Source organism: Secundilactobacillus yichangensis (assembly GCF_016861565.1).
Classification (GTDB): Bacteria; Bacillota; Bacilli; order Lactobacillales; family Lactobacillaceae; genus Secundilactobacillus; species Secundilactobacillus yichangensis.
On record NZ_BOLK01000009.1, the window covers coordinates 69,482 to 84,632 of the forward strand.

Consider the following 15,151-nt stretch of genomic DNA (forward strand, 5'->3'; position numbering starts at 1 on the left):
AGCCTTAACCTATGAGTATTACCTTTGAATATGCGACCCAAGCTGATTTACCAACCATTACCGCAATTTATAATCAGATTATCCCTAGCCGGTTAGCTACCGCCGACTTGAAGCCAGTTTCCGTAGCTTCCAAGCAAGCCTGGTTTGACCAATTTGACCCGCATTCACGGCCAATTTGGGTGATGAAGGATGGCGATACCATTGCGGGGTGGGTGAGCTTAGAGTCGTTTTATGGCCGTCCTGCGTACGTCCACACGACTGAAATGAGTATTTACATTGATGAGCATTATCGTCACCATGGACTGGGGCAAAAAGCGTTAAATTACGTTTTTTCGCAGTTAAAGGCGTTGGATATCAATACCCTGGTGGCGTTTATTTTTCATCATAATATGCCCAGTATCGGATTATTTAAGAAAAATGGGTTTGAGACCTGGGGGCATCTGCCTGACGTGGCTGATATGGATGGTCAGTTGCGCAGTTTGGATATTTTAGGCCGACGATTTAAATGAATGACCAAAAACACCAAGTACGATTGCTTGTACTTGGTGTTTTTACTGTTGACGATTATAGTAAAGTTATTCAGGAAAATAAAAAAATCAGCATCCACGGTGTCAAGCACTGCGTGGAAACTGATTAGTGGTGTGTTGCTTGTGATGGGCAGTCAGGGTATTGAACCCACTTTTTAACAACTGCCTACCATGCAGGGCTTTATAAGGGTTTTGGCGATTGTTCAATTAAAAATGGCTACGGGTTTGGCTACGTTTGGTCAGAAATCGAGGTAATTTGCCAGCTTTTCGGCTGCCTGATTATCCTGTTCTTTCGTGACGTGAGTATAAATGTTAAGGGTAGTTTGAGCATCCTCATGACCTAAACGAGTTTGCACCTCTTTGATAGATGCACCAGCAATAAATAACATACTAGCGGATGTATGACGGAAGCCATGCACCGTTATTTTTTTAAGGTCGTGGTCACGGATGATCTTATCTAACCATTTTGCTGGCGTATTCAGTGACTTAAATTTGTTCTTTGAGTTGGCAAAGATTAGTTGCCCTTGCTGTAACGTATTGAAGCCTAGAAGCAAATAATCACGTTTCTGGCGTGCTCGCCACTGTTTGAGGTATCTCAGTGTAGTAGGGTCTAGCGTGATGGTACGGCGACCTTTTTTAGTCTTAGGTGGCTGGATAATTTGCTTGCCTTTTAAGCCTTGTGTGAGGGTCTTATTTACCGTTAGCGTAGACTTACTAAAGTTAATGTCATTCCACGTTAATGCTAGACATTCACCTCTACGGACACCAGCAAAGGCCAGCACTCGAAACAGGGTGTACTTTTCTAGTTCCTCTACGGGGTCGATAAACGAAAAGAATTTCACCAGCTCTGATTTAGTCCAGAAGTTCTCTTGCTTATTGCCCCAGTTTTCTTTACGTTTAGGCAAAGTAATCTTAGTGGCTGGATTGTCGCCGGTCATATAACCATGCTTTAAAGCAAAGTCGAATATTGCCATTGTGTACTGATACCAGCGTTTATAGTTATAGGTCGTTTCTTTATACCACTTGTTTACGGCTTTTTGTACCTGATCTATGGTAATGGTACGAATACGCTTATTGCCAAAAGCTGGTAAAATATGATTATCAAACATACCAGCAGTACGGGCATAAGTTGATACTCGCACAGTATTGATATAGCTCTGATACCATTGCTTATACACCGTTTGAAACAATATATTATTATCTTTTTTGAGGTCACCTTGTGAGATTGCTAGTTCCAGCCGACTAGCTGCAAGGCTGGCCTCTTTTTGTGTCCTAAAGCCACGGCGTTTAATACGTTTCTCTTTACCGGTCTGAGGGTCAATACCCTGATAGACCTGTATCATGTAACGTTTATCGCCTTTGTTGGTTTGATAACTTGTAATGCTTGCCATAATACTCATACCTTTCAGTGCCGGCCGAATGGTATGTACGTAATATTAACTATTGTTCTTATTAAAAGGGCATTACTGGAATTGCTGCGCTAACATTCCATGAGTCAAAAACACCGGATTGTGTATCTTTATTAGCAGCAGAAACTACTTCTTCTTGAACAGCATTTTCCAAATCAGTTTCAAGTACATTAATAAAAGATTCCAATTTGTGCTCGTGCCAAAAAGTATCTAATTGTTCATCTTTTGTATCATCAACATTAATGGTTACGGATTCTGCACCGCTTAATATATAGTTCTCACCCCCATGAACAATTGAAGGATCCTCTAAGGTTGCTGATAATTCGATAGTTTTAATAATATTGTTTCTAGATAAAAATTTTGCGAATACATCAGCAGTATATTTCTCAATGCCTTGACTCCAATTTAAAGTATCAGGATCCATGTTAAAGAACGCACTGATACTAGTAGTTTCAACATCAAAAGAAATATCAATTGGAACGTACTCAAAAAAGTCCTTAGGTTCAACACGCAAATATTGACATAAAGTATTAATGGTTTCAAATTGTATCATTTTGCTACTACCGCTAGTGAGCGCTGTTAGTGTTGATCGGGCGATACCGGTATCACTTGCAATTCGTGTCGCTTTAATATGCCTTTCACCCATGAGTGCACTTAGTCTATTGGTTATCACGATTCATCACCTCAACAGGAATTGTAGCATATCCGCTTCAAAAATAGAAGTATATGCTGAATATTGCTTGACTTATTGATTAGAATAACTTATATTCGACTTGTTAATAAAAATGCAGCGTTAATGCTGAAAAAAGGAGCGAGTTGGATGAACAATAATTTTTCAAGGATACTTGGTGAAAAACGGTTACGCATTTCACAAGTCCATAAAGCTACTGGTATTGCTCGGTCTACGTTAACTGAATTTTATTATGGAGATAGGAATTTAAATCTAAAAACAATTTTGAAGCTGTGTGATTATTTGAATGTTTCTTTATCTGAATTAATTGAGTACACGCCTAAAACAACGGTGAAGCAGTAACATCCGTTAATGGAATTGAAAGGGGGTGAATATAATGAGCGAAATGACAGTAAAACTGCCACCAGAGGCGAGTGAACAGCTACGCAACCAAGTAATAGCAATCATTGGTGAGGCCGTAACTCACGCTGGCAAGCACGCTAATGCAGGCGAATGGCTAAAAGGTTATACAGGAGTTGCGAGTTACCTTGGATGTGGCACGGATGCAGTAAAAAAGATGGTGGTACAGGGCTTACAACCACATACCATTCAGGCGTTACCTAAAGTACAATTTTTCAATCGCAATGAAGTAGATCAATTCTTACTAGCTGATGGTTATCTAAACTAAAAATATGCCGGTCGAATGGGACAATGTTAGCTATGTAGATGTTTGCTCGCTTTAGAAAATATAGAAAGGTAGTGAGTTTATGACAGACCCCGTATTTACGTTGGTATTAATTGGAATGATTGCCAGTTTTGTGTTAGGTGCTTTTACTGGCCTAGCTACTAAATGGGTTGGCAGAAAGGAGTAAACACTATGCAAACGAGGACGCAAAAAAGACCTGTGCTATACAGTTTGGCGACTAGCAGCACAGATCAAGCGAAAAACCTCATGTATAAGTGTTTTTCTGTACTCCATTATAACAAACGTACCCCTGAATTTCAGAATGGAGCAAAGGTTATGAAAATGAATAAAATTCAAGTGAACCAGATTAAAGATACTGCAATTCAACTAGGCCAACGTGATAGCCAGATTACTGAGTTGCTTTCATCCGTTCTGACGGCACTAAAAAGTGCACAGGAAGATATTAGTGAAATCTCAATGGAAAATATTGACCATGTATTAAATCAGCAACAGGCAATGATTAGTAGCTCCATTGGGTTAGTAGATGCTGCAAGCAAGCTTGTGTATCGTAATCAGGAACTAGCTGATAGCCTACATGAAACGTTGAATCATACGCCAAACGCCGGTAATGATTGATTGTATTTCAGAATGGAGATTTAAATGAATGCTAACTAAGCAAGAAAATTTAGAGATATTCAAAGTAGGGCTAAAGACGTTTAAAGCTTTACAGGAACTACTTTATAAGACTGATTCAGAGTTAACTATTAAGGAATTTTACCAATTACATTATGCTGAGTTGCAACATACAAAAGACCTAAAGTTCATTGCTCCGTATCTTTTGAAGTATCGAGAACATACGGTAGAACAAGAAATTAATAGTAATAGAAAAATTATCAAGTTTCTTCAAAGCGGTGTGCAGGCAAAGGAAAAGGAGCTATTAGATGATGATAACGACTAGCAGAGATTATATTACTAATGCTCAAACTACTTTAAAAACACTCACTAAGCAGGTTAGAGCACTGGACGTGGAATTAACTAAGACCCGTTTAAATGCGGATGCACGGCAACGACTGACGGCCATGCAAAGGGGATTACAGGCTAGTGTGGTAGAAGTTGAACGACAATTAAGAGCGTCCAAACGAGCACCACAGCAGGCCGTGATGCCGGTACTTGATCTCGTATGTAAGTGAGGCGTTAAGATGGAAAACACTCTTGAAAATGCGCTTAAATTAGCCTCTCAAGGCGTGCCGGTTTATCCCTTAGCGACTAACAGTAAAGTGCCATTAAAGGGTACTCACGGCTATAAGGATGCCACTACTGACAATGAACAGATAACAGCATGGTTTAACAATAATCAGCAATTAAATGTGGGTCTGGCCTTATCGCCAGCCCTTTTGCTAGTAGTTGATTTAGACCGGCAACATGCCAGTGGGTATGACGGCATTACCGCCTTTAATCAGTTAAATAAGCGATACGGGAACAGCACTGAAAACCCTTTGCACACCTACGCCTTAAAGACACCCCGTGATGGTATTCACTTGTTTTATAAGTTGCCAGATAGCGTAAATATTCCCAATAAACCACTGGCAAGTTTCAGCCAGCAGTTACGTGATTATAAAGGGATTGATGTTATTACCACTGGCACACCAGCGCCTTTAACAGTCACAAAAAATGGCCGATATGAAACGATTGCCGGCACAGGGGTAACAAATATAGGGGATGCGATTGAATGCCCCAACTGGCTGTTAATGTTGCTCACCTCAGAGCCTAAGCAGATACAGCACTACCGTACATCAACTCACAAAACGTGGGCTGGTGAACTACTGGATAACGTGTTTAAACCGAATGCTGATGTTGGCAATCGTAACGTGTACTTAACATCCGTTTGTGGCAAGTTATTGCGAACAGGTAGTAGCTCATCCGTTGCTTATGATGCCTTGTGTACAGCAAATAGTAATTTGCCTACACCGTTACCAGATAAAGAAGTTAATCAGATATTTAAATCAGTTTTGAAAAGAGAAATGCAGAAAGTGAGGTGAGTTAGTTGATACCTGACAAAGAAACTAAGGCGTTAATGAGCCAACGTGACCAAGCCACAGCTAAAGCCTCAGACGATTGGACAACTCAATTTAGCGTTACCAATAATGGCGGCGTTCGAGTGCGATCGTTGTTTAATATCCGCTTAATTTTGAAAAATGACTCGCTATTAAAAGGGTTGCTGGCCTTTGATGAGTTTGCCGATCAGATTGTAAAGACTAAGGCTATTACTGAATTGCACATCTCAAAAGGTTTTTGGAGTGATGCCGATAGTTCGCTAGTTCGCAGTTATATTGATGAGAAGTATAAGTTATTGTTTTCCGGTGATAACTTAGCGGATGCCATTACAGCCGTAGCGCACCAGCAAACTTTCAACCCCGTCAAACAGCGAATAGAAACGGTTAAATGGGATGGCAAGCCCCGTGCTGCTAATTACTTTATCGACTATCTAGGCGCTGAGAATAATGACTATACCAAGGCCATTACTAAGCTATGGCTAACTGGCTTAATTGGGCGTGTCTATGAGAATGGCATCAAGTTTGAAATAGTCCCAATATTGGTAGGCAAACAAGGTATTGGCAAAAGTACTTGTCCTCGTAATCTCTACCCTGATAAATTTAATGAAACGCTAGAGGGCATGGGCAAGAGCAAGGATGATTACCAGAAACTACAAGGCAGTTGGATTGTTGAAATTGCCGAACTATCAGCCATGAAAAAGACCGATATTGAGGGTGTTAAATCATTTATCAGTGCTCGTTTTGATACGTACCGTAATAGCTATGGCCGGTTTGCTACTCAGCACCCACGTAAGTGTGTTTTTATCGGCACAACTAACCAGCAGGACTTCTTAAAAGATGCCACTGGTGAGAGGCGTTTTTATCCGATTAAATGCGGAGTTAATCAACCAACTAAAAATGTGTTTAAGCCTGATCACAACGACATTTTACAGGTATTGGCAGAAGCAAAAACGTGGTTTGATAGTGGCGCTCAAATGTTTCCTGATAAGACTACGGCTAAAGCTGCTGAAAAGTATCAGAGTGAAGCCAGCGTTATAGATTTAACACGGGATGCAATCGTAGACTATCTCAATATGAAAGTTCCTGATAACTGGGATAAATTAACCACCAGTACGAAGCAAAGCTATGTAGAACACTACGGGCATGAATGGGACTATGTAAAAGCTAAGATCAGTGCCACTCTTGTGCCTTTAGGCCGGACAACTACCCGTGAAATTATGGCAGTGGTATTTCACATTACTACTGATGGCTATTTAAGAGGCCGAACTAATTCAAATGCCAAGAAAATTAAACTCATCATGGATAACATTGATGGCTGGGAAAAGAATAACAATGTGGTCATTAATGGTAAACGAGCTAGAGGCTATATAAGAACCTAATACAAAGTTCTTATAAATAACGTGTGTAACCCGTGTACGTGTGTAAAACGCTGATGTACCAACGTTTGTAAGACTGCCTACCCGTGTAGTACGTGTGTTAACGTGTGTAATTACTACACGGGTTACACACGTTAACTAATTGCCAGAAACGTTGATATGACAGTTACTTACACGTTAAACACACGTTACACACGTTGTTTGCAAAAACTTTAAAATAGATAGAAATGTGAGGTAAAAACCATGCGAAAATTAACTGAAATGGATAAATCAATTTTACGGATGCTTCATAGTGGTGCAGACAATAAAACCAGTAAAGATAAGCTCATGGGAGGTACTGGCCTTTCATTGAGGCAGGTACAGGATTCAATTGCCGTTTTACGAGATTATGGTATTCCAATCATGGCAAGTCGCACCCCAAACGATTCAGGGTATTATATTGCTACCAGTCAAGAAGAGTTAGAGCACGGTATTGCACAGTATAAGAAACAAGTAGCAACATCCGAAAAGAGCATTGCTACGCTTGAAAGAATTGACATGCAACACTATCTAAGTAAGGCCGTAGAACAGCCTGAGTTATGGAAGCTGATAGGTTCGGATGTCATTGAAGTTACTACCACCAGTGATAGTGCAACCTTTCGAGTTAAAGACACCTTGTGAGGTGATAGAAAAGTGAAAAAGTATATTGATACAGCTACTTTGTTTCAAATTCGGGACTTTATGGAACACGCTGATATATACCGCTATCAGCAGGCACGGGTGGCCGGTCTTATTGAAGAAGTGCTCGCTACGGATGATAACCATTTAGATGATTTAGTAGGCAAGCACATCCGTTATATTGCCTTGCTTGAAACTGATATAGCCAAACTATCGCATGACGTGAACAACGGCTTAGTTGATATTAATGCTTTAACTGATCGGTTAAACCGTTTGGTAGCTAACACGATTGAGGCCAGCTCAGTGAAAGACCAGTATTTAAACAGATAAGAAGTGATTTGATGATTAAGCCACGCTACACCGCAAAAGAATTAGCTGCTATTGAGGGCGATCATGATGTGATGCACTGCAAGGATAAGAATTGCTCAATCTGTAATGCTTACTGGCGGTATGCTACCCACCTTAGAGAGCAGGCCAACGAGCTTGACCCATTAACTACCGCTACTGGCAAGAAGCCAATAAAGAGCTGGATACAAGAGCAGTATAGGGCAGGTAAATCAGTCCGAGAGATAGCTTTCAACGTCAACTGGGATGATGATGAGGTTATTGACTACCTACGAGAACGCAAGCTGTATCATGAGCCGAAACGGGTACACCGCAGATCACGCCCAGAGCCAGTTCAAATTGAGTTACCCCTAGGCACAACAAAGACAGCTAAAACTATCCAGCAAGAGCAGTATCAAATGACTAAGCTAGTTTGGTCTGGACTAAGCAGGCAAGCCATTGCTAAACGGATGAACAAAACAGTAACAGCAGTTGGCCGGTATATTAACACTCATGATATGCCAGCGGTTAACCAGCATCCGTTTTCCTTGTTTGAAGTAACATACAATGGCAATCAACACCGGTATTTTGATAAGGCTGGTAATGAATATGAGTTAACTAGATTGGAGTAATAAGCATGGAGCTAAAGAATTGGTCAATGATACAGGAGCAACTATTATGGCGGTCAGTTAGCGCCTTACGCCGTATATTTAAAGACTATCAGCACATTAGGGGCGTTAAGATTCAAGTTTTTATGAACGACAACATTAACGAACCTAGTTACACGTATGAAGATAAACTCGAGTAAATAAAAGGCGCTCTCAATCACGAGGGCGCTTTTTGTCAGGAAAGGCTACTTTTCTTTATTGATTTAGGCAATATTGCGAACAATATAGGGGTGAAAATATGAATTATCGAACCGCTGAAAAGCATTTACGAGTTGATTTAAAGAGCGTTATAAAGCTAGTAAAGGCGCATAGTAATCACTGCTACATGGAATATAACGAATACTATAACGGTCAAAAGATAATGGTGTTTGTGGAAGCTGATTTGAACCAGCGATATTGCAAGTTGAATGGCAAGCTAATTGAGCTGACTACAACGCTTTGTAACTATGGCAGCATCCGTTACTGGTTTACCTGTCCTGTTTGCGGCGGCCGCTGTCGAGTGATCTATTGGCAAGGTCAGTACGATTACTGGGCTTGTCGTAAGTGTTTAAAGCTGGTTTATCGTAGTCAGCAGGCTACCAAGTCGGACTTTGTATTTTGGTACGACAAAGCTATAAAAGTTGCTCACATAATAGATTCTAATTTAAATGCTGAACCAATGGACTTTCTATTTTGCTCTCACTTATGGTGGCTGTTTCCTGATAAGCCTAAGTATATGAAGCTGGCTAAATATGAACGCTTACGTAATCAATTTTGTAAGTACGCTGAAATCGGGCAGCAGTTAGATCAGAAAGAACTATCTCGACTGAAACTGTAACCATGTTTGGATGATGGTAATTGATGGTGAAAAGTACCCGTAAATACAAGCCTGTTGATGCAGCAAAGAGCCTAGTAAAAATGTTAGCAAATGCAAGCGTTGATAAAGTACGTCAAGCCTATGAACACTGATATAAAGGAAACTAGACTGCAACAAGAAACGCAACAGTGTTGCAACGTGTTGCACTCGAAACGCAACAACAAATAGCCCGAACGCATGAGGTTTCAGAGGCTTGCTGTAGTGCTGTGTTGCAATAAAGACCCTAAGAAAACCTAAGGTAAATGTTCGGAATTGTTAAGGCATTTTGATAAAACGGATGCAACAGAGAGCCTAGCAAAACCTAGCAGAATGTTAGCATTATTAGGATGTTTCTTTCTATGTATAATACTTTAAAATGCCAATAAATTTAGAACCAATATTTGATGTATGCGGAGATTCTGGAGTCCCTAAAAAAGGGTATTCAGACATTTCTAACACCCTAAAAAGGTTATTTTGAGATTATTGAAAAAGTATTTTTTGAAAACAATCTTTTGTGTGCAGTCTTATGAATAGCTATTTATCAAGGCTTACAAGTGCACCATTTTAGTAGGGTGCACACTTTTTGGTTACTTTCATGCCCTGATAGTGTGCAACAGAGTACACAACATGAGAAACGCATTCTAAGCCATCGTTCGCTGATTAAGACTATAAATTATAGATACCGTATCTATACAGTATCCATACGGTATCTCAATTGTTGTTAATGCTGATTGCCAAGTTACTTTGCTGAGGTACTAGTATGATGAAAGTGGCCTAGAATAACGCTATAATATGATTAATTACAAAATAAAATTTTGACGTTTTGTAAGCATACAATTAGTAAATGGCTACCTTTATCAGGTAGCCGTTTTAATCTATAAAGTTATTGTATTCAGAAATGCAACTCGAATGAAGTTAATGTATGTAAAAGCCTACCAACTTACGCTTTCGGGGGTACGTAAATGCAATATAAAGAGGTTAAAACGTTAATAGAATATTACCAATTAGCCCATATACAAGTTTATGCAGGTAATAGCTTCATACAGGCTGGTATTAAGCCTAATAAGCAGTACGAACCAGCAAAACGGTTTGTAAACATGATTGAAAACGGGTTTAATTGCCTAGATCAGCAAGAATTAAAAGCCTTTAAACTTGGCTTTGTTGAACACGCTAGCAGTAACGTGGCTGCCCTACGAATGAATTGTAAGAACACCAATCAGTATTACCATTTAAGACATAATGCAGTGGTAAAAATAGGACAATACTTAGATAACAATATTGAATTTAAGGACTGGTATAATCGTGGTAGCCAGTCAGTAATTTAATTGGATAAAAAAACATCCGCTATTAACGGATGCAACCAATCGGCCGGCGAATATTTATTACATTTTCGTGGCTACGGTTTTGGCTACGGTTGGCTACGAAAATGGCTACGATTTGATAGTTTTAAATATGTGTAGATCGAATTGAAGACAGAAAAAAATCAGTAACCACGGTGTTTAGAACACTGCATGGAAACTGATTAGTGGTTTGTGATGGGCAGTCAGGGGATCGAACCCTGGACCCACGGATTAAGAGTCCGTTGCTCTGCCAGCTGAGCTAACTGCCCATATCAGGTTTTGAAGCCTTGTAATTAAGCGCTCTGTCTTAATCAACGTTTACTAATATATCATGTTAAAAAGTGATTGGCAACTACTTTTTGCAAAAAAGTGGCAGAATATTTAAAGTTATGAATAAGATGCAGGAATCAGAAGCAATTCGGGGGAATAGTTGTATCATACAAATATATGTCGTCTTTTAAGCGATAAACCTTTGGTACGCGCTAGATTAGGCCGTTTCGCGTAATGTAAAATACTGTGATATAATGAACCTTGTGCAGGTCTTATCTAAATGGACCCGCCACTACTTGAATGCTCCTGCGCGGCCCGTGCTACTGCGTTGGAATGACCGAAAAGCACCTAAACTTAAAATTATTATACTTGAACGAATCGTTATCTGAAGGAGGACATGTTCAGATGAAAAAAGTTATTCTCGTTGTCGATGATGAAAAACCAATTACTGATATTGTAAAATTTAACCTAACTAAAGAAGGATACGAAGTGGTCGTCGCCCATGATGGTGAAGAAGCACTTAAACAAGTTGAAGAAGTTAATCCAGATTTGATTATCCTGGACTTAATGCTACCTAAGATCGATGGGCTGGAAGTTGCCCGTCAGGTACGGATGAAGCATGATATGCCGATTATTATGGTAACTGCCAAGGATTCGGAACTAGACAAAGTTTTGGGTTTGGAGCTCGGTGCCGATGATTACGTAACTAAACCTTTCTCAAACCGTGAACTGGTTGCTAGAGTGAAGGCTAATTTGCGTCGGCAAAATACGGTTAACGCCGCCCAGCCTGAAGAAGAGGAAAATAAAGACATTGAAATTGGTGATTTGGTGATTCATCCAGATGCCTATTCTGTCACAAAACGGGGTCAAAATATCGAGCTGACTCACCGTGAATTTGAATTATTGCATTATTTGGCCCAGCATATTGGCCAAGTCATGACGCGTGAGCATCTGCTTCAGACGGTATGGGGCTACGATTATTTTGGTGATGTTCGAACGGTCGATGTTACCGTACGTCGGCTTCGTGAAAAAATTGAAGATAATCCCAGTCACCCAACCTGGTTAGTCACCCGTCGCGGTGTGGGATATTATTTACGGAATACTGAAAGCGAGTCAGGCCAGGCGTAATTCTACGCGTGCCAGGGCGTTTAAGGGGTAAACGGTAGCGTGAAACGAAAAATTAAATGGTATCATTCGATACAATTCAAAATCGCGTTCGTATTCGCGATGATGCTTATTATTACATTGGAAATTGTCGGGGCCGTGTTTGTACAGCAGCTTGAGACGCAAAACTTGCGGCAATTTAAAAGCCAAATTTCGCTGCAACGTTACGTCAGTACGAACTTAACCACTCAGCTGTCACGGTCGAATACTAACGCTTCTAACCGACAGATTCGGATTCTCCTGTCTGATGCCAATATTCCTAGCACGGCGAACGCGCAAATCCGCGTCATCGACAATAAGGGCACCATTCGGGGGACAAATGAAGCTAATAATCAGCAGATTGTTGGCCAAAAAACCACTGACGACACCGTTAAAAAGGTCATTTATAATAACAGTGCCGGTAGTGAAACAACGACGTTTGATGCGTCCACAAATCAATATTACTATACGAAGGTCACACCACTAATTAAGCAAAGCAGCGGGAGCAGTACGCCCGTTGGTGTGGTGTACATTCGTGCAAACTTAGAGAGTGTTTATGACAGTATCAGTAAAGTGACTGCCTTATACCTTGTTGCGGCCGTTATTGCGGTTGCCATGGGGCTTGTACTGTCGATTGTTATTTCCCGGGCAATTACTGTGCCCATCACTGAAATGAAAGAACAAACGCAGCGAATCGCCCGAGGAGATTATTCTGGGCAAGTTCAAATCTACGGGAACGATGAGTTGGGTCAGTTAGCCAGTGCGGTTAATAACCTTTCTGTTCGCGTGGAAGAAGCGCAAGAGTCCACCGAGTCTGAACGAAGACGGCTGAACTCTGTTTTGGCACACATGACGGATGGGGTTATCGCGACTGATCGCCGTGGTAATGTCACCATTATTAATGAAACCGCTGTGGAGTTTCTAGATGTCGATTCTAATCAAGCCATTGGTCAGTCGATTCTGGATATTTTGAATATTCGCAATCAATATACCCTGCGTGACTTATTGGAAGATCCAGATGAAATCATGCTGGATTTCTCCACTGACGATCACGATTTGATCCTGCAGGCCTACTTCTCACTGATTCAGCGTGAATCCGGGTTTATCAGCGGGTTAGCATGTGTACTGCACGATGTCACCGAACAGCAAAAGATTGATCAGGATCGTAAGCAGTTCGTCTCAAACGTGTCACATGAATTGCGGACGCCGCTAACCAGTGTGCGGTCGTACGTGGAAGCTCTATCTGATGGTGCCTGGAAAGATCCTAAAATCGCACCTAAATTTCTAAAAGTGACCCAGGATGAAACGGACCGGATGATTCGGATGATCAATGACCTATTGACCCTTTCCAGAATGGACTCTGGTACGCAAAAGCTTAATTTGGAACTCGTTAATTTAAATGAGTTATATAACTACATCTTAAATCGGTTTGATATGATCATTGATAGTGATGAGCAAAAAGACCGGTCTGACAAGCATTACACCATTAAACGCGAATTTACCAAACGGGATCTGTGGGTTGAAATTGATACTGACCGATTTACTCAGGTGATCGATAATATTATGAATAACGCGATCAAGTATTCACCGGATGGCGGTGTGATTACCTGTCGGCTGGTTGAAACCAATAATAACGTGATCATTAGTATCGCTGACCAGGGACTTGGGATTCCGCGAGCGGATATTCCCCACGTTTTCGACCGGTTCTACCGGGTCGATAAAGCCCGTTCCCGGGCTCAAGGCGGTACCGGACTTGGTCTGGCCATTTCCAAGGAAGTTATCCAATCATTGGGTGGCAAGATTTGGGTAGAGAGCCGTGAAGGTCATGGCTCGACATTCTACATTTCACTGCCATACGAACCTTACGATGAGGGGGATGATCTCTGGGATGAAGCTTAGAAATATATGGCTGCCAGTTAGTCTAGTAGCGGCAGTACTCGTCAGCCTCGGACTCTCAGGCATGATTTGGACCAATCCGGCTCATTCAAACCTGAGCAGCCGAACGAAAGTGACCAAAAATTCAGATAGTAACAGTAATACGACTTTTCAAGATATTTATTTACCGTCTCAGCTTGTTTCTACCGATGACGCTGGCAAACAGGAGCTGCTGACGAACAACCGGGTTAACGTGGCGACTGATCTGCGCGATCGAATGAGTCATTTTACAGCGGAAAAAGCTAAAACTGACAGTCAGAAAAATCCCAAGAAGTATTTAGCTCAATTGAAGCGTAAGGGGACTATTTTACTGAATTATAACTCTGCGATTTCGGTTAACTTCTTCCGAAAAGCTTTTAACAACCAGCTAAATATTCCCAATCAGAAATTTAACCGCATGCAGCTGCTGCTTAACGATCCCAGCCACTTGTATCTGCTGAATGATCAGGGATATCGAATCGTTCGGGTGACACTTAAAAATAACCGGGCTGGTAAACTGCGGCACGTGTTAGCCGATAGAATGGTTAAACACCGGGTTGCCTTTAAAATGTTTAACGGCAAAGTAATTTTGGATTATCCCAAGAACGTTAAATTACGAACTTACAGCTATCAGTTAACCCAACAAACGCAGGATTACTACGCGAACCGTATCATGACCACTAATTCTAATAGCAATGTTCAAATTAAGCGGCACCAAAATAGTACGGATTATGATGATCATGGCTTTCGGCACATGACGATTGATAAGCCGACGGATACGGTTACCTTTACCAACTATAATTCTCAAGTTAAGAGCAGCAGTTTCTTACAAACGATGAATCACGTCTATGATCAGTTAGTGATGGTCGGGATGCCGCTGGACAGCGTTCGCTTCTATTCTTATGATGCGGGCAGTGGTACCGCGGTTTTTCGAACCTACGCGGGTGGTCTACCGGTCTTTGACCAGAGTGATTTTGGTGCCATTCAAATGAAGGTGCTTGATCAGTCGTCGTACCGGATGAAATTTTCACTGGATAGTTTGCAGGTTCCGATTCCGCCAGTCCAGACTTCAGCCACGATCATGTCGACGGATGAACTGGTCAAACAGCTCAGAAATACCGGTATACGGGAAAGTAAGATTCAGGGAATTGAACTTGGCTATGAATGGAGCCGTGATAAATCATTGCCCAAAGTGGTTAACTTATCACCGACCTGGTACGTCAAGATTGGTAATCAGTGGGAGAATTATCAAAAACTGATTGGCCAAAAGTGAAAGGAG

General features: G+C 41.1%; 19 protein-coding genes and 1 tRNA gene. 17 read left to right on the top strand and 3 right to left on the bottom strand.

Features of this window, described 5'->3' with window-relative positions:
* Window positions 1–11 precede the first annotated feature (11 nt).
* Window positions 12–509: a GNAT family N-acetyltransferase gene (locus tag JUE95_RS08245; protein ID WP_203650624.1), complete on the top strand. Its 498-nt coding sequence runs from the start codon at window positions 12–14 to the stop codon at window positions 507–509.
* Between the two features lie 257 nt (window positions 510–766).
* On the opposite strand, the gene JUE95_RS08250 is transcribed toward JUE95_RS08245, so the two are convergent.
* Entirely contained in the window at window positions 767–1,918 is a 1,152-nt protein-coding gene (locus JUE95_RS08250; RefSeq protein ID WP_203650625.1) for a site-specific integrase, read from the bottom strand.
* Window positions 1,919–1,979: 61 nt separating this feature from the next.
* Window positions 1,980–2,609 (bottom strand): helix-turn-helix domain-containing protein, encoded by a 630-nt coding sequence (locus tag JUE95_RS08255; protein WP_203650627.1) that lies wholly within the window; start codon window positions 2,607–2,609, stop codon window positions 1,980–1,982.
* A gap of 147 nt (window positions 2,610–2,756) precedes the next feature.
* On the opposite strand from JUE95_RS08255, the gene JUE95_RS08260 reads away from it, so the two are divergent.
* The 13 genes from JUE95_RS08260 (at window position 2,757) to JUE95_RS08320 (ending at window position 10,530) form a co-directional block, all read left to right on the top strand.
* On the top strand, window positions 2,757–2,969 hold the full coding sequence (locus tag JUE95_RS08260; protein ID WP_203650629.1) for a helix-turn-helix domain-containing protein: 213 nt from the start codon (window positions 2,757–2,759) through the stop codon (window positions 2,967–2,969).
* A 34-nt stretch (window positions 2,970–3,003) separates the two neighbouring features.
* Complete coding sequence (locus tag JUE95_RS08265) at window positions 3,004–3,294, top strand: hypothetical protein (RefSeq protein ID WP_203650631.1); 291 nt, start codon at window positions 3,004–3,006, stop codon at window positions 3,292–3,294.
* 333 nt (window positions 3,295–3,627) lie between these two features.
* A complete protein-coding gene (locus tag JUE95_RS08270; protein WP_203650633.1) occupies window positions 3,628–3,927 on the top strand; it encodes a hypothetical protein in 300 nt (99 codons plus the stop codon).
* A 28-nt stretch (window positions 3,928–3,955) separates the two neighbouring features.
* The gene (locus JUE95_RS08275; protein ID WP_203650635.1) at window positions 3,956–4,249 is read left to right on the top strand and encodes a hypothetical protein; all 294 of its coding nucleotides are present in this window, start codon (window positions 3,956–3,958) and stop codon (window positions 4,247–4,249) included.
* Window positions 4,233–4,481, top strand: coding sequence for a hypothetical protein (locus tag JUE95_RS08280; RefSeq protein WP_203650637.1), 249 nt, complete (start codon window positions 4,233–4,235; stop codon window positions 4,479–4,481). Before JUE95_RS08275 ends, JUE95_RS08280 begins: the two co-directional genes overlap by 17 nt.
* 9 nt (window positions 4,482–4,490) lie before the next feature.
* Window positions 4,491–5,330, top strand: a complete 840-nt coding sequence (locus JUE95_RS08285) for a bifunctional DNA primase/polymerase (RefSeq protein ID WP_203650639.1) — start codon at window positions 4,491–4,493, stop codon at window positions 5,328–5,330.
* A 5-nt stretch (window positions 5,331–5,335) separates the two neighbouring features.
* The gene (locus JUE95_RS08290) at window positions 5,336–6,724 is read left to right on the top strand and encodes a virulence-associated E family protein (protein WP_235995367.1); all 1,389 of its coding nucleotides are present in this window, start codon (window positions 5,336–5,338) and stop codon (window positions 6,722–6,724) included.
* Between the two features lie 240 nt (window positions 6,725–6,964).
* On the top strand, window positions 6,965–7,381 hold the full coding sequence (locus JUE95_RS08295) for a hypothetical protein (RefSeq protein WP_203650641.1): 417 nt from the start codon (window positions 6,965–6,967) through the stop codon (window positions 7,379–7,381).
* Between the two features lie 12 nt (window positions 7,382–7,393).
* Window positions 7,394–7,708, top strand: coding sequence for a hypothetical protein (locus JUE95_RS08300; RefSeq protein ID WP_203650643.1), 315 nt, complete (start codon window positions 7,394–7,396; stop codon window positions 7,706–7,708).
* 11 nt (window positions 7,709–7,719) lie between these two features.
* On the top strand, window positions 7,720–8,334 hold the full coding sequence (locus JUE95_RS08305; RefSeq protein WP_203650645.1) for a hypothetical protein: 615 nt from the start codon (window positions 7,720–7,722) through the stop codon (window positions 8,332–8,334).
* 5 nt (window positions 8,335–8,339) lie between these two features.
* Window positions 8,340–8,510, top strand: coding sequence for a hypothetical protein (locus JUE95_RS08310; protein ID WP_203650647.1), 171 nt, complete (start codon window positions 8,340–8,342; stop codon window positions 8,508–8,510).
* A gap of 98 nt (window positions 8,511–8,608) precedes the next feature.
* Window positions 8,609–9,187 (top strand): hypothetical protein, encoded by a 579-nt coding sequence (locus JUE95_RS08315; RefSeq protein WP_203650649.1) that lies wholly within the window; start codon window positions 8,609–8,611, stop codon window positions 9,185–9,187.
* 980 nt (window positions 9,188–10,167) lie between these two features.
* Window positions 10,168–10,530 carry a hypothetical protein gene (locus JUE95_RS08320; protein ID WP_203650651.1) on the top strand — a complete coding sequence of 121 codons (363 nt, stop codon included), beginning with the start codon at window positions 10,168–10,170 and terminating at the stop codon, window positions 10,528–10,530.
* A gap of 211 nt (window positions 10,531–10,741) precedes the next feature.
* Here JUE95_RS08320 and JUE95_RS08325 read toward each other — a convergent pair.
* A tRNA-Lys gene (locus JUE95_RS08325) sits at window positions 10,742–10,814 on the bottom strand.
* 406 nt (window positions 10,815–11,220) lie between these two features.
* Between JUE95_RS08325 and yycF the strand changes: the two genes are divergently transcribed.
* The 3 genes from yycF to JUE95_RS08340 all read left to right on the top strand — a co-directional run bounded on the left by yycF (window position 11,221) and on the right by JUE95_RS08340 (window position 15,145).
* Window positions 11,221–11,943 carry a response regulator YycF gene (gene yycF, locus JUE95_RS08330; RefSeq protein ID WP_089109825.1) on the top strand — a complete coding sequence of 241 codons (723 nt, stop codon included), beginning with the start codon at window positions 11,221–11,223 and terminating at the stop codon, window positions 11,941–11,943.
* Window positions 11,944–12,042: 99 nt separating this feature from the next.
* Window positions 12,043–13,857 carry a cell wall metabolism sensor histidine kinase WalK gene (gene walK / locus JUE95_RS08335; RefSeq protein ID WP_373305680.1) on the top strand — a complete coding sequence of 605 codons (1,815 nt, stop codon included), beginning with the start codon at window positions 12,043–12,045 and terminating at the stop codon, window positions 13,855–13,857.
* Window positions 13,847–15,145, top strand: coding sequence for a YycH family regulatory protein (locus JUE95_RS08340; RefSeq protein ID WP_203650653.1), 1,299 nt, complete (start codon window positions 13,847–13,849; stop codon window positions 15,143–15,145). The genes walK and JUE95_RS08340 overlap by 11 nt, the downstream gene beginning before the upstream one ends.
* Window positions 15,146–15,151 lie beyond the last annotated feature (6 nt).